This window comes from Alphaproteobacteria bacterium, assembly GCA_019746225.1.
Taxonomy (GTDB): domain Bacteria; phylum Pseudomonadota; class Alphaproteobacteria; order Paracaedibacterales; family VGCI01; genus VGCI01.
Genome location: JAIESE010000033.1, coordinates 13835 through 35936, shown reverse-complemented (window position 1 = coordinate 35936; position 22102 = coordinate 13835). Strand labels below are relative to the sequence as shown.

At 44.6% G+C, this 22102-nt stretch carries 18 protein-coding genes; 7 read left to right on the top strand and 11 right to left on the bottom strand.

What is annotated here, in order from left to right:
- Positions 1–143 precede the first annotated feature (143 nt).
- Positions 144–1958, top strand: a complete 1815-nt coding sequence (locus K2Y18_05925; GenBank protein ID MBX9805273.1) for a hypothetical protein — start codon at positions 144–146, stop codon at positions 1956–1958.
- Between the two features lie 350 nt (positions 1959–2308).
- On the top strand, positions 2309–3580 hold the full coding sequence (locus K2Y18_05920) for an MFS transporter (protein MBX9805272.1): 1272 nt from the start codon (positions 2309–2311) through the stop codon (positions 3578–3580).
- 226 nt (positions 3581–3806) lie between these two features.
- Here the strand turns inward: K2Y18_05920 and rbfA are convergent, their stop codons facing one another.
- Genes rbfA through K2Y18_05900 form a run of 4 tightly spaced genes read right to left on the bottom strand, consistent with a single transcriptional unit; the run spans position 3807 to position 8865 of the window.
- Positions 3807–4196 carry a 30S ribosome-binding factor RbfA gene (gene rbfA, locus K2Y18_05915; GenBank protein ID MBX9805271.1) on the bottom strand — a complete coding sequence of 130 codons (390 nt, stop codon included), beginning with the start codon at positions 4194–4196 and terminating at the stop codon, positions 3807–3809.
- Positions 4197–4211: 15 nt separating this feature from the next.
- Complete coding sequence (gene infB, locus K2Y18_05910; protein MBX9805270.1) at positions 4212–6770, bottom strand: translation initiation factor IF-2; 2559 nt, start codon at positions 6768–6770, stop codon at positions 4212–4214.
- A gap of 28 nt (positions 6771–6798) precedes the next feature.
- Positions 6799–8322 (bottom strand): transcription termination factor NusA, encoded by a 1524-nt coding sequence (nusA, locus tag K2Y18_05905; protein ID MBX9805269.1) that lies wholly within the window; start codon positions 8320–8322, stop codon positions 6799–6801.
- A 54-nt stretch (positions 8323–8376) separates the two neighbouring features.
- Positions 8377–8865, bottom strand: a complete 489-nt coding sequence (locus tag K2Y18_05900; protein MBX9805268.1) for a ribosome maturation factor RimP — start codon at positions 8863–8865, stop codon at positions 8377–8379.
- 162 nt (positions 8866–9027) lie between these two features.
- Here K2Y18_05900 and K2Y18_05895 point away from each other — a divergent pair, with 162 nt between their 5' ends.
- The 4 genes from K2Y18_05895 (at position 9028) to K2Y18_05880 (ending at position 13000) form a co-directional block, all read left to right on the top strand.
- A complete protein-coding gene (locus K2Y18_05895; GenBank protein MBX9805267.1) occupies positions 9028–9801 on the top strand; it encodes an enoyl-CoA hydratase/isomerase family protein in 774 nt (257 codons plus the stop codon).
- Positions 9802–9828: 27 nt separating this feature from the next.
- Positions 9829–10431 (top strand): GNAT family N-acetyltransferase, encoded by a 603-nt coding sequence (locus K2Y18_05890; GenBank protein MBX9805266.1) that lies wholly within the window; start codon positions 9829–9831, stop codon positions 10429–10431.
- Between the two features lie 122 nt (positions 10432–10553).
- Positions 10554–11972, top strand: coding sequence for an MBOAT family protein (locus K2Y18_05885; GenBank protein MBX9805265.1), 1419 nt, complete (start codon positions 10554–10556; stop codon positions 11970–11972).
- A 62-nt stretch (positions 11973–12034) separates the two neighbouring features.
- The gene (locus K2Y18_05880; protein MBX9805264.1) at positions 12035–13000 is read left to right on the top strand and encodes a hypothetical protein; all 966 of its coding nucleotides are present in this window, start codon (positions 12035–12037) and stop codon (positions 12998–13000) included.
- A gap of 67 nt (positions 13001–13067) precedes the next feature.
- On the opposite strand, the gene trxA is transcribed toward K2Y18_05880, so the two are convergent.
- On the bottom strand, positions 13068–13391 hold the full coding sequence (gene trxA / locus K2Y18_05875; protein MBX9805263.1) for a thioredoxin: 324 nt from the start codon (positions 13389–13391) through the stop codon (positions 13068–13070).
- Positions 13392–13454: 63 nt separating this feature from the next.
- Entirely contained in the window at positions 13455–14069 is a 615-nt protein-coding gene (locus K2Y18_05870; GenBank protein MBX9805262.1) for a prepilin-type N-terminal cleavage/methylation domain-containing protein, read from the bottom strand.
- 93 nt (positions 14070–14162) lie between these two features.
- Here K2Y18_05870 and K2Y18_05865 point away from each other — a divergent pair, with 93 nt between their 5' ends.
- Positions 14163–14897 carry a 16S rRNA (uracil(1498)-N(3))-methyltransferase gene (locus tag K2Y18_05865; GenBank protein ID MBX9805261.1) on the top strand — a complete coding sequence of 245 codons (735 nt, stop codon included), beginning with the start codon at positions 14163–14165 and terminating at the stop codon, positions 14895–14897.
- Positions 14898–14921: 24 nt separating this feature from the next.
- Here the strand turns inward: K2Y18_05865 and K2Y18_05860 are convergent, their stop codons facing one another.
- From K2Y18_05860 to K2Y18_05840, 5 genes are all read right to left on the bottom strand, one after another.
- A complete protein-coding gene (locus tag K2Y18_05860; GenBank protein MBX9805260.1) occupies positions 14922–16280 on the bottom strand; it encodes an HlyD family type I secretion periplasmic adaptor subunit in 1359 nt (452 codons plus the stop codon).
- The gene (locus K2Y18_05855; GenBank protein MBX9805259.1) at positions 16277–18343 is read right to left on the bottom strand and encodes an ATP-binding cassette domain-containing protein; all 2067 of its coding nucleotides are present in this window, start codon (positions 18341–18343) and stop codon (positions 16277–16279) included. The genes K2Y18_05860 and K2Y18_05855 overlap by 4 nt, the downstream gene beginning before the upstream one ends.
- Positions 18340–20277 (bottom strand): ATP-binding cassette domain-containing protein, encoded by a 1938-nt coding sequence (locus K2Y18_05850; GenBank protein MBX9805258.1) that lies wholly within the window; start codon positions 20275–20277, stop codon positions 18340–18342. Before K2Y18_05850 ends, K2Y18_05855 begins: the two co-directional genes overlap by 4 nt.
- A gap of 193 nt (positions 20278–20470) precedes the next feature.
- Positions 20471–21526, bottom strand: coding sequence for a tRNA 2-thiouridine(34) synthase MnmA (gene mnmA, locus K2Y18_05845; protein MBX9805257.1), 1056 nt, complete (start codon positions 21524–21526; stop codon positions 20471–20473).
- Positions 21527–21604: 78 nt separating this feature from the next.
- Positions 21605–22018, bottom strand: coding sequence for a DUF2000 domain-containing protein (locus K2Y18_05840; GenBank protein ID MBX9805256.1), 414 nt, complete (start codon positions 22016–22018; stop codon positions 21605–21607).
- Positions 22019–22102 lie beyond the last annotated feature (84 nt).

Here is a 22102-nt window from a genome sequence, read left to right as displayed (position 1 = left end):
AAATCTATATTAAGTATTGAATACATAATATATCTATTGGCATGAGAATAAACTTTCGTCTGTGTTGATTTCGATATTAACCCGGGAATGGTGATTAAGGCCTTAAAAACCTTCCATCCCCCCTTTAAAAAGGAGCACGTTTCATGGCTGTTAAAATTAAATTTGGAACCAACGCAGGCGACACGATTGACTATTCATCTGGTCCTTACTCCAATTATAACCTCATCGTTTACGGCGGTAAGGGGAACGACCTCATTAAAGGGGGAAATATGAGTGACATCCTGGTCGGTGGGCAGGGGGATGACACCATTTATGGGGGTCTCGGCAATGACATTCTCTATGGCGGTGATTTGATTGGCGGGGGTGGAAAAAATGTCCTCGTGGGCGATACACAAGATTCAGCTCCTATAATTGGCGGCACGGCAACCTATGGCAATGATCTTCTCTTAGGGGGTACCGGAGATGATCTGCTCATAGGGGATCGTGGCGGTTTCTATAAAGTAACGACTGAAATAGGGATATCAAGTGTGGTCTTAGGGCATGATATTCTCCTCGGCGGTTCCGGAAATGATATTCTCATAGGAGATTTTGGATTTGAAAAGTTAAACATGATGAATAGAACAATGCCTATGAACTCAGGGGGAGACATATTAAATGGCGGAGCAGGTGATGATGTTCTTGTAGGTGTTGGATATGGGGCAGAAAGCTTGCAAGGGGACATGTATAATTCAGAAACTTCGAATACGAGTACCTTCGTAGGGGGTGACGGAAATGATATAATAGTTGGTGAGAAGTTTTCTTGGCAAATTATCTTGGGAGAAACCCTAGATGGGTTAATCTTAACACCTGGTACTCTCTTTCTCAACAAATTCATGAGTTCAGACAATATGGATGGAGGGAGTGGGAATGATTTCATGGCAGGAGACAGAGCAAATGTTGTTGTTAAATTTACCGGTTATGGACTTGTTGGTCTATTTGTAGATGGTAATGATTCTATGAGCGGGGGCAGTGGCAACGATACCCTCATAGGCGACCGAAATCAGCAAAATATATTTCAATCGGGAACCATTGACGTTAGCCAGTTAACAACTCTCAAGGGAGCGGATCATCTCTATGGGGGGGCTGGTAATGATGTCTTGGTCGGTGACGACAGCCCCTTGAACTCATATTATGAGCGAGGAGCAAACGTAACTGTCCCTGGGGCTACAGTGATTGGTGGTACAATTGCTACAGGACATGGGACATTTCAAGGAAATGATACACTCCAGGGCGGCCAAGGGGACGATCTAATCTGGGGGGATAATATGACGACAGCTGGGGGGGTGAACAATACTCCAACGAGCGGTGCCCCAGTTGCTTTTAATGATCCATCTAGTGTCGGCACTTTCACGGCAATAGCGAGCGTTTCTACTACTGGCGTGGCTGTCGGATCTGATACGTTCGTGTTTGATATTAGCCAAGGATGGAATCGGGATGTCTTGATGGACTTCAATGGATTTTCTCCAAATTTGGCTGTTGGCGTTGGCAGTCCTGATACTGATTCAAGTCAATCCGGAAATAATAGCGTCGCAAATACATTATGGGTTCAACAAGACAATCTCGCTTTCAAAAATGTGGCTCATGTCAGCGGGAATACGGCAATCCAGGACATTGATGCGCAAATCTCTTCTATTACCGATACTTCCTTAGAAGCTAATGTTGTTAATGCAGGCGGGTACTTTGCAAGAAGTACGAGATCGTTTGTGGATCCTGCAACAAACACTACCCATACCCTCGATGTGGGCGGCGCCTCCCTATCACCCGCTGTTTATGACATTCCAAACGATAGGGTGGCGGTGCATTTTAACAATGGAAGCACGATCGTCTTTGCGGATGTTGTCTTTACTGGGCAAACCAGCATCAGTCAACTCTATGTATTGCCAACTGATGCCGCGGCACACATCAGCATTATTGTGTAAAAAGGGTTTATTTGTATTGAAAAAAGGGAGCTTTGGCGCCCTTTTTTTAAAGCGTAAAGGCTGCTCAGGGAAGCAAAAGAACAGGTAAGCCCATTAACCATGATCGTATCCTATAATACGATCATGACAAAAATCTTGACGACCTTTTTTCCTTATGTTATTGATCAAATTGATATTAATGATTGAGAATTTCATGACCATACGTATTTCACCATTTGCTATCCTCTCTCTTCTACTCGTCGGCTGACGTCGACATACCCTTTTTATATTCCCAATTCAACAAACCTAATTTAAAGTAAATTTAACCCGAATCTTTTTCGTGGGAGAAGGATTTCTATTTGGAGATTGTTATGTCTAAGCCTTTATTTAAGACCGTTGTTACCAGCATGATGGGGAACATTTTTGAATTTTATGATTTTATTTTATTTGCGTATTTTGCGCCTATTATTGGGAAGCTCTTTTTCCCGTCGGCCGATGAAACCACGGAGCTGATCAAAGCGTTCGGTGTTTTTGCGGTCGGATTCTTTGTTCGCCCCCTTGGCGGCGTCATTTTTGGTCACATTGGGGACAAAGTAGGGCGCAAACAGGCTCTGGTTTTGACCATCTGGATGATGGCCATCCCAACGGCTGTGATTGGATTGCTGCCAACCTATGAGGAAATTGGGATAGCAGCTTCTATTATGCTGATTATTATGAGAATGTTTCAAGGTTTTTCCATGGGTGGGAACTACGGGGGCTCGATCACTTTCACCACAGAGCACTCAGATCCCAAACGTCGTGGACTGATCGGCAGCTTTGCGATTACCAGCTGTTTGGTGGGTATATTGTTGGGCTCTGCTACAGCAATGTTGTTTTCCTATGCATTGGGAGAAGATGCCTTGAACGCTTGGGGCTGGCGGATTCCCTTCTTGTTAGGGATTTTCATCTGTTTCGTGGGCTATTATTTGCGTCAACAAATACCCGAATCTCCTGAATATTTGGGCATTAAAAAGTCGGGCAAGGTCTCTCAACATCCGGCCAAAGAAGTCTTTGCCAAGCACGGGAAAGCGTTGACGATTGTGGTGTTGGCTGTAGGCTTGCATGATTTGAGCTTTTACATGTTGTTCACGTATATGCCCACATTTATGACAACACAGTTGAACATTGGGGAAAGCATGGCCTTTACCATCAACACCATCAACCTATTTCTTGTGTGTGTATTCACGGTTTTAGGGGCGTGGCTGTCGGATATCATCGGTCGGAAAAAGGTCATGGCTGGTGCTGCTGCCATCTTTGTTGTGGGAACGATTCCGTTGTTTTTCCTGATGAATAGCACGTCAAATATGATGACCATATTTTGGGCGCAGCTTGTCTTTGCGATTGCGGCGGGTGGATACTTTGGACCTACCGCTGCGATGATGGTTGAGGCCTTTCCAACAGCTATCCGCTATTCCGCCATTGCGATTACGACCAATATCAGCGGGCCCTTATTTGGGGGAACCGTTGGGGTGATTGTGACCTACCTTATTGATCGAACAGGATCCAAGATGGTTCCTGCGGTATATTTGACGGTGATTGCTGTGATGTCGATCATTGCTTTGAGGTTTATTCGCATTCATAAAGAACTCAACTTTAAGGAGTAGTTTCTAGACCAACCCCTCACCCGCCATGGAGCAAAGCTCCAAGGCGACCTCTCCCACAAGGGGAGAGGTGAAAATACACGTGTTATGAAGATCACTAGAATATGGCTGTTATTACCTCTCCCCTTGTGGGAGAGGTCGACCTTTAGCGAAGCGTAAAGGGTGGGAGAGGGGTATTTAAATTAATTCAAACTATTACAGCATATGGCATTAATCCATATGCACCACCCTACCGCTCTTTATCTTCTTTCAAGAGCTTTTCGATGCGCTCTGCTTGATCAAAGGATTCATCGAGGCGAAAGCGTAACGCAGGGGTGAATTTCGACTTGAGTTCTTTACCCAATTGGTGACGGATGTATCCGGTATGTTCTTTCAGGTAAGCCAAAACTTCTTCACGATAGAGACCGCCTAAAGGCATGACAAATACGGTTGCATTTTGTAAATCGGGAGACAGTTGGACTTGCGTGATGGTAACGGTTGTGGGCAAGCCTGGTTCTGGGAATTTCGCGCGTAAAAACAAGGTTGACAGCACATGACGCACTTCTTCACCCATCCGAAGCTGACGGTGTTTGGGTGCCTTTTTGGGGGTAAAGAGTTCGTCGTCGTGTCGTTTTGTCATCGTTCTCCATTGCCCCTAAATCTGGCGGGCAATGCTCTCTATCTCATAACACTCAAGAACGTCTTTTTCTTGAATATCGTTGTAATTTTCTAATACGATACCGCATTCATAAGATTCTTTGACTTCTTTGACTTCGTCTTTGAAGCGCTTCAGGGATGCCAGCTCCCCTTCATGAATGACCACGCTATCGCGCAAGAGGCGGATCTTAGCGCCGCGTTTGACAACGCCCTCGGTGACATAGCACCCGGCAACTTTGCCAATTTTACTGATGCTAAAGACTTGGCGAATTTCAACAAAGCCCAAGAACTTCTCGCGTAATGTCGGCGCAAGGAGGCCACTCATCAATGCTTTCATATCATCAATGACATCATAAATAATTGAATAGTAACGAATCTCAACGGTGTCGCGTTTGGCGAGTTCACGGGCTTGTGGGTTGGTGCGCACATTGAACCCAATAACGATGCCGTTAGAGGCGCGAGCGAGCGTGATGTCACTTTCATTAATGCCACCGACACCGCCGTGAAGAACGCGAACGTTCACTTCATTCGTTGACAACTTGGCTAAACTGGCTTGAATGGCTTCTAAAGATCCTTGAACGTCTGATTTGATGACGAGAGGGAGTTCGCGAACCTCTCCGGCCGCAATCTGCGTCATCATTTGTTCCATGGAACTGCGTGCTGATGCAGCAGCTTTTGCATCGCGTTCCCGACGCTGACGGAATTCAGCAACTTCGCGGGCGCGGGCTTCGGTTTCAACCACAAAGAACTCATCACCGGCGGCAGGCACACCATTAAACCCAACGACTTCAGCGGGCATTGCGGGTGTTACAAGCTCAATTTTGTGTCCATGATCATTGACAAGAGCGCGGACACGGCCCCATTCCGTACCTGCAACAAAGATATCCCCAATTCTTAAGGTACCGCGCTGAATGAGGATTGTGGCAACGGTACCGCGTCCTTTGTCGATTTGGGCTTCAATGACAACCCCTTCTGCGGGGCGATTCGGGTTTGATTTCAAATCCAAAACTTCGGCTTGCAGTAAGATCTTTTCTTCCAATAAATCGAGATTGAGCAATTTCTTAGCCGAAACTTCGACAGAGAGAACCTCTCCCCCAAATTCTTCAAGAACAACTTCATGCTGTAACAGTTCGGACCGCACGCGTTCTGGGCTTGCATCTGGTTTATCCATTTTGTTGATAGCAACAACCATGGGGACTTTTGCGGCCTTCGCATGGTGGATGGCTTCTATTGTTTGTTCCATGATGCCGTCATCAGCAGCAACAACAAGCACAACAATGTCAGTAACGTTGGCACCTCTGGCGCGCATTTCTGTAAAGGCAGCGTGGCCTGGAGTGTCAATAAAGGTGATCTTTTGGCCGGATTTCAAGGTTACCTGATACGCCCCAATGTGTTGCGTAATACCTCCGGCTTCACCAGCCACAACGTCTGTTTTACGCAAAGCATCAAGAAGGGAGGTTTTACCATGATCCACGTGGCCCATAACAGTGACAACCGGGGCGCGATGAATCATATTTTCGCCCGTATCCTCTTCACCGCGTAATCCAAGCTCAATATCTGATTCAGAAATGCGTTTGAATTTATGGCCGAATTCACTACACAGGAGTTCGGCAGTGTCTGCATCTATGGGTTGATTAATGGTAACCATCATCCCTAATTTCATGAGGGATTTAATAACGTCTGCTCCTCGCACAGCCATACGATTCGCAAGTTCACTCACCGTGATGATATCGGGGATAATGACTTCCCGAACAACTTTAATTTGTTCGGTTTGCTCCATGCTTTGCTTTTGCTTTTGACGGGCACGACGCAAAGAAGCTAAAGAACGACCACGGCTTTCTTCTTCACCCGATAAGGCCCTGGTAATCGTCTGGCGGTTCAATTTGCGAGGTTGTTCGAATTCCTTCTTAGCAACAGGAGTGGCGATCTTTTTTGCTTCTACTCCACGAGTGCCAGCTTTTCTGCGGCTGCTCCCTTCTTCATCTTCGTCGTCAGAGAGTGCTTTTGCAGATGGAGAAACGTGGGGTCTTTCCTCACCATGATGTGTATCCAGTTTCGTAGGTGTTTGGTCAGGTTGTATGGTTTCAGAGGGGCTTGCTTCTGGTTGATCGCTTAGCTGTTTGGCGTCTTTACGGCTTTGTTCTTCCTGCTGGCGATTTTTCTTAAGCTCGTCCATTTGGCGGCGCCACTCGGCTTCTTCTGCCTCACGGCGGGAGCGCTCTTCGGATTCCATCGCGCCTGCTTTTAACGCTTCTTGGACAACCTTAATGCGATTAACAAGCTCATCTTCTGTGAGGCTTTTAGCAGATGTTGTGGATTTTTGAGGCTCCGTGGGAGCTTGTTGGGCAACTTCGGGCAAGGGTGTCTCAACAGGTTTTTCCTCAACAATATCACCCGGCATGGGCACACGTTTGCGCTTAACCTCAACGGCTACAGTCTTTGAGCGGCCATGGGAGAAGCTCTGTCGAACTTGATCTGACTCAACGACCTTTTTTGCATCTAGCTTTTTACTCAACGTCAGGGTCTTTTTTTCACCCTGGTCGGTCGTTTTACTCATCCTGTTTCTCGCCTAAATATTCTAACTTTTAATCAGACTTTGTTGGTTGTTCATCTTCGAACCAATGAGACCGTGCAGCCATAATCATAACATTTGCACGTTCCAAAGGCAGAGCTGACCTTCCAACTATATCTAATAACTCATCTCCGGCTAGATCTGCGAAATCATCCAAAGACTTTATACCATTTTTTGCTAACTTTAACAGCATTTCAGGGGTTAATCCATCAATATCCATTACTTCTTTAGCTAATCCCAACACTTTGCATTCTTCAAGCTGTCGAACGTCTTGTTGGTCAATGTAAGTAATGGCCCTGTTTTGAAGCTCTTGGCTGAGCTCTTCATCAAATCCTTCAATGTTAGCGAATTCGCTTATGGGAACATAAGCTATTTCTTCAATGGAGGTAAATCCTTCTGAGGCTAATAATTGGCCAATCATCTCATCCACATCCAAAGCTTCCATAAATAATTTCGTGCGATTGGCATTTTCTTCAGTGCGGCGGGTTGTTTCTTCAGTTTCTGTTAGAATATCAATATTCCAACCCGTTAATTGAGACGCCAAACGCACATTCTGGCCGCGACGGCCGATGGCAAGGCTCAGCTGTTCTTCTTCGACAACAACGTCAACACGATGATTTTCTTCATCCAAGACGACCTTCATAACTTCTGCTGGTGCCAAAGCATTGACCACAAAAGTTGCTGGATTGCTGGACCAAGGGATAATATCGACTTTCTCACCTTGCAATTCCGAAACAACAGCTTGGACGCGGCTGCCTCTCATTCCAACGCACGCACCGACGGGATCGATACTGGGGTCGTTGGTGTGCACAGCAAGTTTAGCGCGGCTCCCCGGATCCCGAGCAACTGCTTTAACTTCGATAATACCATCATAAATTTCCGGGACTTCTTGCTCGAACAATTTCATCATGAACTGAGGATGGGTCCGTGACAAAAAGATCATAGGGCCACGTGTTTCAGGGCGAACATCGGCAATATAGACGCGGGTTCGGTCGCCAACACGAAATGTTTCGCGAGGGATGGTGTCTTCGCGGCGCAGAATCGCCTCTGTTCGGCCAAGATCCATAACCACATTGCCAAATTCTACGCGTTTAACCAACCCACTGATAATTTGACCAACCTTGTCTTTATATTCAATGTACTGCTGGGCGCGTTCGGCGTCGCGTACCTTTTGGAAAATAACTTGACGGGCGCTTTGGGCGGCAACACGACCAAATTCTATCGGCGGCAACATTTCTGTAATGACATCGCCAACTTTAGCCTTTGGATCACGCTCTTTTGCTTCGCTTAAGGTGAGTTCAGTGAGAGGTTCGACAACTTCATCGACAACCGTCAAACACTTTTGGATATCAACTTCACCCGTTGATCGATCGATAATTGCCCGAATGTCTCGTTCCATACCATATTTAGCTTTAGCAGCCTTTTGAATGGCCTGTTCCATGGCCAAAATGACATCTTCCCGTTCAATTCCCTTTTCGCGGGCAACTGTTTCTGCTACGAGAAGAAGTTCATGACGTGGCTGATTGCTCATATTCATATCAGAAGACCTATATTTTTGACTCGACACGATTTTAATCCTCTACCTAATTCTTTATTTTACTATTGGCGCTTCAAAGTCTACGTATAGACGCGCCGCTCGAATATTTTCTAGCTCAATGACGACGGAGGTTGGCTCTTCTCCAGGGACTGTTAAATCCAGATGAACTCCATCTTCTCCGGCAGATGTTAAGCTCCCATGGAAACGCTTGCGTCCATTTATGGGCTGATGCGTTGTCACAAGGACCATTTCCCCAGAAAAACGTTGAAAATCCTTAAGCTTAACCAAAGGACGCTCTAACCCAGGTGATGACACTTCTAAAATATAGGGGTCTTTTATGGGGTCAGACACGTCCAACAAGACTGAAACCATGCGACTCACCGTTGTACAATCATCAACGTTTATAGCAACTTCGTCTAGTCGTTCAATCATTATTTGGAGAACTTTTCGGTTTCCACCTGAAATTTGAAGCCGCACCACGGTGTATCCGCGAGCAGTCAGGGGCTCCTCAATAATGGTTTCAATACGCTTTAATAAGTCCACGACCTTCTAATTATCCCTCTTTCCCAAGTTTTGGGGATAAAATAAAGGTTGTATTATCTTTAATCCCCACAGGAGAACTTAACGAAAATGTAGGTACTTTACACAGAAAATTCAAGTGCTTTGTTTAAAAAAATAATTTAGGCTTATAAATAAGGGGGAATTATGACAGAAAAACTCATTGTTAAAGACATCTCAGATCGGGTAATGGTGATCGCCTTGAACCGTCCTGAAGCCTTAAATGCTTTGTCTCACGACCTTATTTCACATCTTAACCAGGCTTTGAGCGAAGCTGAGGCCAATCCTGAAATAGGGGCAATTGTGCTTATGGGCAATGGAAAAGCCTTTGCTGCTGGCGCGGACATTCGAGAAATGAAGGATTTAACCTATGCAGATGTTTATAAAAATGACTTTGTAGAGGCTTGGGAGCATTTAGCAAAGTGTCGCAAACCCATTGTTGCCGCGGTTTCAGGATATGCACTGGGGGGCGGATGTGAGCTTGTCATGATGTGCGACATTATTTTCGCAGACGATACGGCGCGCTTTGGCCAGCCGGAAATTACTCTGGGGACCATCCCTGGGGGTGGGGGCACTCAACGACTCACCCAGTTGATTGGAAAAGCCAAGGCGATGGAGATGTGTCTTACAGGACGTCTCATGGATGCGTCTGAAGCCGAAAGGTGTGGTCTTGTGACGCGTGTGGTCCCGAAAGATCGCTTAAAGGAAGAGGCTGTGGCAGTGGCAAAGAAAATTGCAACTTTTTCGCAACCCATTGTACAAATGGTGAAAGAAGCCATTAGAGCGTCTGAAAATATGCCTTTAGATCAAGGAATTCGCTTTGAACGTCGGTTGTTTCAGGCGACTTTTTCTTTGAAGGATCGTCAAGAAGGAATGAATGCTTTCCTGGAAAAGAGAAAAGCTGTATTTAAGCATGAGTAGAGAAGAATAATAAGAAGGAGACAACCTATGACATTTCGCATTGAAGTGTTCAAAGGGAGCCAAACAGCACCCTATATTCAAACCCTTGCTGAAATGCGCATGAGAGAATTCCGCGAATTTCCCTATCTTTATGTCGGAAAACTCGAGGATGAAATTCGTTACACAAGCGCGTATACTACGGAACCTCAAGCTCTTTTGGTAATCGCTTTTCAAGATAACGAAATTGTGGGTTTGTATTCAGGCATGCCGTTGGAATGCCCAGCCCTATTTGTCGTTGGTTGGGCCGAGACAATGAAAGCGCAAGGTATTGATACCTCAAATTATTTTTATGCGGGCGAGTTAATTATTGAGCCTCGTTTTCGCAAAATGGGATTGGGATCCAAGCTTATGTATCGCCTTATTGAGGAAGTGAAAGACATGAATTTTGAGGCTATGATGCAGGTAACTGCGATAAGGCCTCTCGATCATCCTTTGCGCCCCAAAGATTACTTTGATTCAGATACCATTTGGGGCAGATATGGTTTGGTGAAAACCCCTATTGTTTTTTCGACGAAATGGCAGACGCTGCAACCAGACGGGACGTCTCAGGAAGAAGAAAACGATCTCGCCTGTTGGATCAAGAAGATGTAAGGCCAAATGCCTTTGTCGTTAAAGGAGCCCTTGAGAATAAATCTTGAGACTATTGCCCTTGCATGGTAAGTTTTTCCCCATCTAAGAGACACTAGCGGGTAAGCAAGTTAGGAACGTTAAATATGCTGTTTTCTAGTGTTGAATTCGTTTTCTTTTTTTTTCCAGTTGTGGTTGCTGGGTATTGGATCTTACAAAAATACAAGCTAGATTCCTATAAAAGCGCTTGGCTTCTTCTTTCTTCCATAGGTTTTTATGCTTTTTGGCAATGGCAAGACTTGATTCCTTTAACCATATCTGCGTACGTAAATTATTACATTTATAAAACAATGGCGGATCATAAATATCAAACCCAGTATCTGGTTGGTGGTATATTGTTTAACCTATTGTTTTTAGCGTGGTATAAATATCCGATTCTGTTCTTCAGGGAGAATTCTTCAGGAATTCCTTTGGGAATATCCTTTTACACGTTTACCCAAATTGCTTTTCTTATTGATGGCTACAAACAACACTTTAAACACTTAACTTTTCCGAAGTATGCTCTATTTGTTGGCTATTTTCCGCATCTCATCTGTGGTCCGATCTTGATTTTTAAAGATTTCTATCCCCAGCTCTTGCAGAAAAGTCAGATGAAAATAAATATGGATAATGTTATTTATTTTCTGTTTTTCTTTTCTATGGGGTTGTTTAAAAAGACTTTTATCGCCGACCCTTTGGGTCTATATGTATCTTCTGTTTTTGATGTGAATGCGGAAATAGCATTAAGTTTTCATACCGCACTCCTCGCCACACTATGCTATTCGTTTCAATTATATGCTGATTTTTCAGGATATACTGATATGGCTGTTGGATTATCCCGCTTGTTTGGGATAACTATCCCTTTTAATTTTAACTCTCCCTATCAAGCCACATCCATCATCGAGTTTTGGCGTCGATGGCACATGAGCCTTTCTAATTTTTTGAAGAACTATCTTTACATTCCCTTGGGAGGAAACAGGACCACTGAGTTGCGGTATACCTTTAATTTGATCATTGTCATGGCCATTGGTGGCATCTGGCATGGGTCCTCTTTTACCTTTTTAATTTGGGGGATGTATCATGGTGTATTATTGGTTCTCAATCATCAGCAAAGAAAATTTGTCTCAAAGATGAATTTATCATGTGAGGGGGCTCAAATTTGGATGCATGGCTTCAAGGTTTTGAGTACTTTCCTCTTAGTGAGTTTGGGGTGGGTCATTTTCAGATCTCAAGATATGAACCAGGCCCTTGGGATTTTTCGCTCACTGCTTCTGTCAGGGAATGAAGGTTTGACCCTTTATTTCTCGACGAAATGGCAATATATTGCGATTTTGTTTGGCTTAAGCATAGCCTTTATCCTCCCTGAAACGCACAAGATGTATTTGACCCTTCTTTCTTATGAGGGTGCTGGCAGACGAATGGCAAAGCTTGCTTTCCCTTTTGCGGGAGCTGTATCAGGCATCTTATTGGCTGTCGGTATTTTGTTGTTAAATAAACCTCACCAATTTCTGTACTCAGGATTTTAATCGTGAAACGAGGGTTTATACTATATTTCGCGCTCGCTTTTTTCTCCCTAACGAGTTGTTGTGTGATAATCAATTATATTGTTGATCCCCTTCAGTATTATCGGCGTGTGGATGCTTATCCCCTATATGAGAATGATCGATGGCAAGTTGCCGCATTTATCCATACATTTTCTTTTGATACAGCGATTATAGGAACCTCCATGACGCAAAATTTTTCTCTGCGAAATGTTAGAGAAAAATTAGGAGGCACGCCCCTAAAACTTTCTATTGCAGGGGCCACCATTCCAGAACAAATCCTTGTTGTTGAGTCGGCCATAAAGTCAGGTAAGGTTAAAAGGATAATTTGGGGGCTAGATCGACATTTTTTTCATGAGATAAAAGGACCTGTAGAGAGGGAAATGCCAGTATTTCTGTATGAACGCCGGTTCGTTGCTCACATAAAGTATTTGCTAAATTTGGATATGCTTTCTCAATCCTTGAGACTTGTTCTTAAAAATTTCCATATGGATTTCTTACAGCCTCCTCGACAAGTCCTTGAGTCCTACAATTCTTGGTGGCAGGAGGCAAATTTCTCTAAAAGTGCCGTGTTGGCAAGCTATAACGAGGGATTGTTAAAGAAAAAGGCTTTAGCTGTCTATACGGGTAGAAGCCATGTATTGAGGAACTTTCTAACTCTTTTGAGGTCTCATCCAGAAGTTGAGTTTATTATTTTTTTCCCGCCCCTTTCTTTAGCTTATTTCAAACAAGAGTGTGCATTGAACCCAGATGGGTTCAATGAAGATGCAAAGTTCAGAAAAGAAGTGCTGGTGAATTTGTCAGAATTTAAGAATACGAAAGTTTTTGATTTTGAAACGGATTTGGAAATTATAAGCGATCTAGATAATTATAAAGATTTGACACATTATTCTCATAAAGTGAATGAGTATATTGTGGACTCTATTTCGAAGAACAGTAGGCTTGTTACTTCAGCTGATATCGCTATTTCTCAGGCTTCATTCCAAAATTTACCTAATCAACCTTTTAAATAAGGTAAATGTTGGAATGTAAAGATCAAAGTGCCAAAATTAAACCTTATTTTTGAGCCTCCCGTTCTCCTTAGATAGCCGTTCCTACCCACTCAATGATTTTGCTTTTGGTTAACAATCCGACTTTTGTTGAAATGGCTTGGCCATTTTTAAACAAGGCTAAGGTTGGGATGCTTCGAACACCGAGCTGTGCAGGCATGGTGGGATTCTCATCTATATTGAGCTTTAGGATTTTAATCTTGCCACCCATTTCCTTGGCAACTTCCTCCAAAATGGGAGCGATCATGCGGCAAGGTCCACACCATTCTGCCCAAAAATCAACGATAACAGGCACGCCTGATTCCAAAACATCCTTTGTGAAATTTCCATCTGTTGTGTGACCCAAAGTTGACATCATCTTTTCCTTTCAATTTTCCATATGTACAAAGATACCATAATATTACAATTATCATGGTCTTTAATGTAATTCCACCCTAACAATGCATGTTGGTGATTTTGTTGCTAAATGAAATGTGCCTCCACTGACGCAACTGCCGGGAGCTGCGCCTGCACCTTCGATGATGCGTATTTGCCCTGTTGAGGGATCGCTTTCCCCAGCTTTGGCTTTGAGGGCTGAGGCTTGCTTAGGTGTTAAAATTCCGGATCCCTCTGGGCCTGAGAGGATGAGGAAATTTTTCTTTAAGGCCAAGTCTCCCTCAACGGTAAAATGACCTCCTAACTTTGAGGCAGGCGCCGTATCTTCAGAAAGATGGTCAGCTTTTGCTAAATGGACCCAAAATTGGGGGGCTTCCTCTGTTGAGATTAGGCCATTACCTTGACCATTGGTAACGCCAGGGCCGAAGCGAGCTTTGGCGTTTGAATCATTTCCTGGCCACTGGCCGAACGTATCGTGGTAGAGGGAAGAGGCGGTTCGAATGCGGTCAATATCGTTGAGGACAGCACGAATTTTTGCCGCTTCAAGGACGTCCTGCCCTTTAAAGATGGCACCTGCAAGAATTCCAATCACGATCAAAACAAGGGCGATCTCAATCAAACTAAATCCTGGTATGTCCTTCTTCAGCTTTTTTGTCATTAAAGCCCCCCCCTTTTAATTTTGTACAAACCCTACTCGCTTTTTGGTATTCTCTCAACAACTAAGAGATGTGAAAGACTCGAGGAGCCAGCTATGACACGATTGTATAATGCCGACGACCTATATACGGATCAAGTCTTAGCCTTGACTGAGGGACAAACTCATTATTTGCGACATGTTTTACGTGCGGCGATTGGTCATCGGCTGGCGGTTTTTAATGAACGGGATGGAGAATGGGCGGCCCACTTAGCGGAGGTCTCGAAGTCAAGTGCAAGGGTCACCATTGAAGAGCAGCTTCGACCAGCCGTTATGGGGCCAAATTTATCACTTCTCTTCACTCCGATTAAACATGATCCTCTTACGTTCATGATCGAAAAAGCAACAGAGCTGGGGGTGCGCCATTTTTATCCAGTAATGACGGAGCGATGCAATATTACGAGGCTGAATCAGGAACGTTTGCAGGCTAATGTGGTAGACGCCGCCCAACAATGCGAGCGGTTTGATATTCCGACAATTTATCCCTTAAAGCCTTTGAGTAAGGCATTAGAGTCATGGGATGTACATATCCCCCTCTTGGTGTGCGAAGAGCGCGCTGAAGTGCCTTCTATTGCGCAAAGTTTACACACTCTTGCGCCGAGGTCTTCGGTTGGATTCTTGGTGGGTCCAGAAGGGGGATTTTCATCCCAAGAAATTGCCTATCTGAAGTCCTTTTCATTTACGAAAAGCATCAGCTTAGGGCCCCGAATTTTGCGTGCTGAAACGGCAGCATTAGCGGCGTTGGCCTGTTATCAAGCCATTGCGGGAGATTGGGATAAATCTCTTGCATAGATTAAGCCAAGAGATTCTTTCTACCTACCGTTCTCTAAACGCTGTCTTGTAAGCATTGTAGACAGGTTTGATGAGATACTGCAGAAGGGTTTTTTCGCCTGTATGAATCTCCGCCTGGACCATCATACCGACTGTAACTCTGTTCACTGCGGGGTTTTTGCCAACATAAAGTTGATCGAGGCTCACGAATGCTTTGTAATAGGGTTTCTTATTTTCATCCAAAAATGTAGATGCTGAAACCGCATGTAATTTTCCTGATATACCTCCGAAGCGTGAAAATTCATATGCGGAGACTTTTATGGTTACATCCTGACCAATTTGGGTATTACCAACGTCTTTTGGATTGAGTTGCGCTTCAACTTCCATGGCATTTTCAGGCACGACTTGAAGGACTTCCTCGCCCGGTTGAATGACTCCCTTTAAAGTATTGGTCTTTAACCCCTTCACGATACCTGTAACGGGTGCTTTAATTTCCAAGCGATTGACGCGGTCTTGCAATTTTGTAATGGATTCCTTGACTTGAGCAATTTCAGCTGTGACATTACCCATTTCCGTTAAAGCGTCGTTGCGTAAACGCGTTCCAAGCTCGGTCAGCTTGTTGTCTGATTCTGCAATGGCTTGTCGTGTTTGTTGCATTTGGTTGAGCACTTGAGCTAATTCTTTTCGTGCATTTGATACTTTTAAGGCTGTATTACGATAGGCGGTTTTCGTCGTTAACTGTTTGTCTAACAGCGTTTTATCAGCCGCAAGCTGTTCTTCTTGGATGACAAGTTCTCTTCTCAAATCTGCTTCCTGCCCCACTTGAACAGCAAGCAATGCCTTTTGTTGTTCCTGCTGCTTTTCAATTACTGCCCGTTGGTCATCTCTATTTTTGAACTGCATGTCGTAAATGGCTTGTTGATCATCTACTAAATTTTTGTGGGTTCCCACATACTCAGAAAAATTTGGCTTTTGACCTAACCCGAAGGATCGCAAACGCTCTGCTCTTATTTTCAAAGAAGCTTCCTTTGCTAAAGCTTGTTCAAGCTCAGACTGAGCACCTTTCCCATCAAGTACGATCATGACGTCGCCTTCCTTGACCATATCTCCTTCATGGATATTAATCTCACTGATGATTCCGCCTTCCAAATGTTGGATAGATTTGATGAAACCTGTTGGGATGACTTGGCCTGGTGCGTTTGCGATTTCATCGATGGGCGTAAAAGCAGCCCATATTATAAAAGCAAAGACGATACCGGATGCAATTAAAATGTTCATGCGGCTACTGTGAGGAGGACGCCCTTCTTCAATATGTAAGGAACGGTTCAAAGAAGGGAGGCGACGTCCACTGGTCGCTCTTTCAATATAAGTATCTATAAGAGTTGTTGGTGTCTCGTCTGTCATTTTACATCCCCTGTTATCATTCCTAATACTTTATCCTTAGGACCAAAAACGCGCATGGTTCCCCCTTGAAGGGATAGGATTCGATCTGCCATATTGACCAAGCTCGGTCGATGGGTGACAAGAAGAATGGTCTTTTTGCCGCGGAAACTTTCGATTGTTTGACGTAAGATGTCATCGCCTTCCTTATCCAGCGTATTGCCTGGCTCATCCATGATCATGATGTTGGATTTTCGAACATAGGCACGGGCCAGATTGAGTTTCTGCAAAAAGCCTGATGAAAAAACAGTCATAAGTTGCTCGTCAATTCGCGTTTCAAATCCTTCAGGCAAAGCCATGATCTGCGAGAGGAGTCCTGCTTGTTTCGCCGCCTCAATCATGCGCTCTTCCGTGGCTTCTGGTGCAGAAAACTGTAAATTTTGCGCAAGTGTTCCATGAAAAAATTGGTTTTGCTGAGGGACATAAGCAATAGATTGGCGCAAAACATAAGGATCAAATTGACGTATATCAATCCCATCGATCATAATAGAACCGGCTTGGGGGTAATAAAAACCCAAAAGTAGTTTTATAAGAGTCGTTTTCCCTGATCCATTTTGTCCAACAATAGCGACAATTTCTCCTGGTTTGGCTTCCATCATGATTCCTTGTACGGCGGGATTCGGATCATTTGCATATCGAAAGCCAACATTTTGAACACGTATGAGCCCTTCAAAACGATGGGGATTTCCCGTAATGTGGCGTCGCTCTGTGGGCAGGAGCATGAGGCGATTTATTTTATCCAAACTATCCATGATTTGGTCAACACGACCTAAAATCATAAAGGCGCTTTGAAGGGGGGAAAGTGCCCGCCATACAAGCAAAACAACCGCCATTAAGGCACCGACCGACATCAGGTTGTCTGTAACTCGAATGGCGCCCCAAACAATTGCGGATAAGCCTGCTATTTTCATAATCATTTGGCTGATGTTCGTCGAAAGCGACGATAGTAATTCCGTATGTTTTTGTGCAACGGAAAGAGATGCGCTTACATCTTGGAAGCGATCAACCCAAGTTTTTTCCGCGCCTAAATTTTTGATGGTTGATAAATGAGATGTTCCCTCAAGCAAAAATGTCCGGCGCTCCATTGCAGCAGCAGCTGTTTGTTGTGTGGAGCGTCGCATGATGGGGGCCATGATGAGAGTAAAGACAGTAAAAACAAATATCATGAATATGGGGATCAGGACAATTGGCCCAGCAATCATGAATATGATCACCAAAAAAATGATCATAAAAGGCCCTTCCAGAAGAATCTGGGCTATGGGACCGGTAAACGTTTCACGGACTGAGTCAAACTGGCGTAACCGTGCAACTTGACTGGCCACAGACGCTCCTTCGATCAAGGACATGGGTAAGTTGATGATATGACGTAAGACTTCGATACCAACGATCATATCTAACCGTGCCCCGAGATAAGCTAATGCCTTATTGTGGATCACGTGTACAAACTGGATACAACATAAGGCCAAAACCAGTCCTAAGGCAAAGAACCCAAGGGTTAAGCCTGAGCGCGAAGGAACAACCTCATCATAAATGGCCATGACGAAAAGAATAGAACTTAAGCTTAAAATACTTGTTAAACACCCCAAGCCGATTAACCAGTATATAAATGTGTGGAATCTAATCATGACATTCGATATCCAGGTTCCGCGTTTTGTGGCATTTTCGGGTTCTTGATAAAAAGTGTAAATGGTTCCCCGCGTCCAATTCGTTTCTGAAAAGGTTACCTTCTCATTGGTTTGGCAATCCACACCCTTAATGACGCCATCTTCTCTTTCAGACAGAACGTAAATTCCCCCACTATTGGCTATAAACAAGCATGGCAACAAGGATTCAGGCAAGACTTTCAAATTGATGGAATGACTTTTGCTTACATACCCTAAGTTGGCCATTAAGTTCCGAAAGTCTAATAAGGTTATTTGCTGAGATAAATAGGGAACAGCCTCAAAAATTCGGCGTGCATGGCCATGCCAACCCAAAGCCTGCAACAAGGGCATGACACAGTCATAATAGTTAAAGGGTTTTGTCATTGCTCTATCCCTATTGATTCATCTATTCCTATTTCAGGGTGGTCAGGATGCATAGCTTCGGGTGACTTCACTTTCTTATCTTTTCCCTTTTTTCTAAAAGTAAGACGCTTCTGCTTTTTTGGTTTTGGCTCAGCTTTTACCTCGATAGTTTCCTCTTCAGCTTCAATGATGAGGGGCGTTTCTTGGAGGGTAGGCGCTTCTTGGACTTCTTGAGTCGGTTGCACTTCTTGGATTCGGGTTTCTCCGGGAAGAGATAGTTTGGTTTTGGGGAGCAAAGCACCATCCACAAGTTCGTAAGACGCATCGGCTAATTCTTGTATAGACGGTCGGTGGGTTACGAAAATAATGGTCACCTGACCATGAAGACTTCGAACAATTTGCCTTAACAAGCGATCGCCATCCTCATCTAATGAAGTGTTCGCCTCATCCAAAATCAGAATTTTTGGACAATTAATCAAAGCACGCACGAGGCAAATGCGTTGGTGGATACCATCGGGCAAAAGGAGGAATAGCTGATCTCCTACTTTTGTTTCATAGCCCAAGGGCAAGCGACGAATCCAGTCATCAAGCCCAAGCTGACGCGAAAGACTTAAAGCATCGTCCATATGGGCCGCTCCCAAATACATGGTCATATTTTCCATAATTGTTCCTTGGAATAACATGCCTTTGGGGGGGATATAAGCCATTTGACGACGCAAGTCTCGATAATGGTAAGTGGATATAGGTTCATCATCCACGAGGACTGATCCACGTTCGGGGTGCAGATTTCCCATTAACAACCACATCAAGGTTGTTTTTCCAGCACCATTCTTTCCGTGAATGGTAATCGTGGATCCCGGTTGAATAACCAAGTCAATATTCTTTAAGATTTCTGGCTTATCAGGGGCATATTGGAAGGAGACCCCTTTTAAGGTAAGTTTACCTTTTACAGGTTTGACAATACCGTGGGTGGGGGGTGGCTCAAGGGTTAAGCTAAAATGGTCCTCAATTCTCTTTTTGGCAATGGTAAAGTACTGGAAACGCGTCCAAACGCCCATAGCGGCTTGAATTGGTTGCATGGCTCTGTTCGTAAGAACTATGGAAGCTGCCATCACACCAATGGTGGTGGCTTCATGAATGACTTGCAAAGCAGCAACAGCCACAATTCCCACAAACATGATGTAGGAAAAGGTGCTAGCGAGATCTCGGGCTTCTGCTGCATATAAATAAACTTTATAATTCACATTGGAACAGTGCGTTTGGAGTCGTTCAAAACGACGTAAGAGGAGATCTTCCATCCCAAGAGCTTTCAGCGTGTGATGGTTGGTCAGCATTTCGACGATGAAATTATATCGACGATCGTTAACATCGAGCTGTTCTTCCAAATGGTTACGCAAAAGAATCCCTAAGGCCCAGGCAATAACAACGAAAACGGTTAATATTGTTACGGCGGCTAACGCTATTTTTGTTGAGAAATAAGCAATCAAGCCTAAGAACAAAAACACAAAAGGCAGATCCATCAAGATCAAGAACCCTTGTCCGGCCAAAAATTCCTTTAATATAGTTGTGCTTTCGATATTTTCAACATGTTCGCCAACGCCTCTTTTGTTTAAATCTTTTAAAGTTGAATTGACCATATGCTTGAAGGCGCCCACTGAAGCCCCGTGTTCGAAATGCATCCCCAACCAACTTAAAACATATCCTCGGCTGAACCGTAAACTGGCCTCAAGGACGAAGACAACACAGACAGCTATACCCAAAAGAGACAGTGTATTATAGGATTGATTGGGGATAATCCGGTCATACAACTGCATGATGAGAATAGGAATTGCAAGCGCCAGAACATTGAGCACAACCGTGCTCAAGATCATATCCCATCGACGCCAAGGGAAAACGGACCCCGACTTCGACTGTGTTTTATGGGACGATTTCTTGTTCTGCGGTTCGTTGGCCACGTCAGCCATTCTCCTTGTAAAAAGTCATAAAATGGCCCTCAAATTTGGGCCACTATAAATAGCGTATCTATCCTTATGTTAATTATGTGTTAATTTTTTTGAAAAGGGCAAATATTATTGAAGGAGGAGTTGGAAAAGAAGAAGCGTTCGTGTTTGAGGGAATAATATCTAAGGGGCTGGCTTAGGATTCATTTTATACAGGTTCCGCAGTAATCCACCCGCCCCCAAGGACGCGTGTTCCTTCAAAGAATACACATGCTTGGCCATTGGCAACGCCGTATTCCGGCGATTCAAATTGAACTTCCGCAAGATTCGGCCCGCGTTGAAAAATGGTGGCAATGGTGGGCCCTTGGGTGGAGCGAATTTTGACAGAAGCCTTCAAGCCTTCGTTAAAAGAGGCAGTTTCGGTCAACCAATTCACGTCGCGTACCCAAATGCTGGGTTTGGCAAGCGCCTCATGGGGTCCAACAATAACGCGACGGGCTTCGGGGTCAAGCTGGGTCACGAATAATGGCTCAGGACTTGAAACGCCAAGACCTTTACGCTGGCCAATCGTATAGTTGATGATCCCGGTGTGCTGCCCCAACACACGGCCATCCATATGGACGATATCGCCTGGATCCAACGCCCCAGGGCGGTATTTTTCAACAACGCTCGCATAACCACCGGATGGGACAAAGCAAATGTCCTGACTGTCGGGCTTGTCGGCCACGCTTAAGCCTATACGCCGGGCATGTTCCCGGGTCTCGGATTTTGGCATGCCCCCTAAGGGAAAGCGCAAATAGTCCAGCTGTTCTTGGGTTGTGGTAAACAAAAAATAACTTTGATCGCGATTGGGATCGATGGCTTGATGAAGCTCCGCTGCTTTTTCACCCGCCATACGTCGTACATAATGCCCTGTGATAAGTGCTTTTGCATTCAGATCCCGCGCCGTTGACAGCAAATCCTTAAATTTCACGCGCTGATTGCAGCGAATGCAGGGGACCGGCGTTTCTCCTTGGAGATAGCTATCGACGAAATCTTCAATCACCCCCTGGCGAAAGACATTTTCATAATCCAGGACATAGTGGGGAAACCCGAGGCGATCAGCGACCATGCGGGCATCATAGATATCTTGGCCCGCGCAGCACGCCCCCTTTTTATTTACCATTTGCCCATGATCGTAGAGTTGCAACGTGATGCCGACCACCTGATAGCCCGCTTCCGCGACAAGAGCGGCCGTCACTGAAGAGTCAACGCCCCCCGACATGGCAACGGCCACGAGGGCGCCATCTTCAATACCATCAAGCTTTATAGGAGTATTAGACAAGCCTGTTTCTTTCTCTATTTATTTCCACAAGGAAAATTTACGGGTCATTTCAGAAACCGTGGCCCAGTCCCCAAACAAGACGCAGCCATAATAGGTTAGGCCGTCTGCTTGAGATTCAGCAGTTCGTACTAACTGTTCCTGATACGTGCCTCCAGTCATGGTGTTCAAGAAGACACCGTGCAAGATCTTTTGTTCCTTGGCTTTTTCAATGGTTTTGCGAATTTCTCCGGACTTGCCCCGCAAAATGATGAACGGAATTTGTGAAATATTCGGATAAACGTTACCCGTTGCATCTTGATAATCGTCGAGTCGAAGGGTGGATTTGCCTACTTCAGCACCCAAACCAATAGTCATATGAGCCAGCGCATTGAGCACAACACCGGGTTCGACGTCTTTATTTAAAATGGCAACCAGCTTATTTTCAAAATTCATAACGACCTCCAAAAAATATGAGTATATCCCAATTCAGAAATAATTATTGGCGAGATAATACTTATACATAAGGAAATTATTTAG

Coding starts and splice junctions, on each gene's coding strand:
- K2Y18_05925 (MBX9805273.1), top strand. CDS start 144: ATGGCTGTTAAAATTAAATTTGGAACCAACGCAGGCGACACGATTGAC.
- K2Y18_05920 (MBX9805272.1), top strand. CDS start 2,309: ATGTCTAAGCCTTTATTTAAGACCGTTGTTACCAGCATGATGGGGAAC.
- rbfA (MBX9805271.1), bottom strand. CDS start 4,196: ATGACAAAACGACACGACGACGAACTCTTTACCCCCAAAAAGGCACCC.
- infB (MBX9805270.1), bottom strand. CDS start 6,770: ATGAGTAAAACGACCGACCAGGGTGAAAAAAAGACCCTGACGTTGAGT.
- nusA (MBX9805269.1), bottom strand. CDS start 8,322: ATGAATATGAGCAATCAGCCACGTCATGAACTTCTTCTCGTAGCAGAA.
- K2Y18_05895 (MBX9805267.1), top strand. CDS start 9,028: ATGACAGAAAAACTCATTGTTAAAGACATCTCAGATCGGGTAATGGTG.
- K2Y18_05890 (MBX9805266.1), top strand. CDS start 9,829: ATGACATTTCGCATTGAAGTGTTCAAAGGGAGCCAAACAGCACCCTAT.
- K2Y18_05885 (MBX9805265.1), top strand. CDS start 10,554: ATGCTGTTTTCTAGTGTTGAATTCGTTTTCTTTTTTTTTCCAGTTGTG.
- trxA (MBX9805263.1), bottom strand. CDS start 13,391: ATGTCAACTTTGGGTCACACAACAGATGGAAATTTCACAAAGGATGTT.
- K2Y18_05870 (MBX9805262.1), bottom strand. CDS start 14,069: ATGACAAAAAAGCTGAAGAAGGACATACCAGGATTTAGTTTGATTGAG.
- K2Y18_05865 (MBX9805261.1), top strand. CDS start 14,163: ATGACACGATTGTATAATGCCGACGACCTATATACGGATCAAGTCTTA.
- K2Y18_05860 (MBX9805260.1), bottom strand. CDS start 16,280: ATGACAGACGAGACACCAACAACTCTTATAGATACTTATATTGAAAGA.
- K2Y18_05855 (MBX9805259.1), bottom strand. CDS start 18,343: ATGACAAAACCCTTTAACTATTATGACTGTGTCATGCCCTTGTTGCAG.
- mnmA (MBX9805257.1), bottom strand. CDS start 21,526: ATGTCGGGGGGCGTTGACTCTTCAGTGACGGCCGCTCTTGTCGCGGAA.
- K2Y18_05840 (MBX9805256.1), bottom strand. CDS start 22,018: ATGAATTTTGAAAATAAGCTGGTTGCCATTTTAAATAAAGACGTCGAA.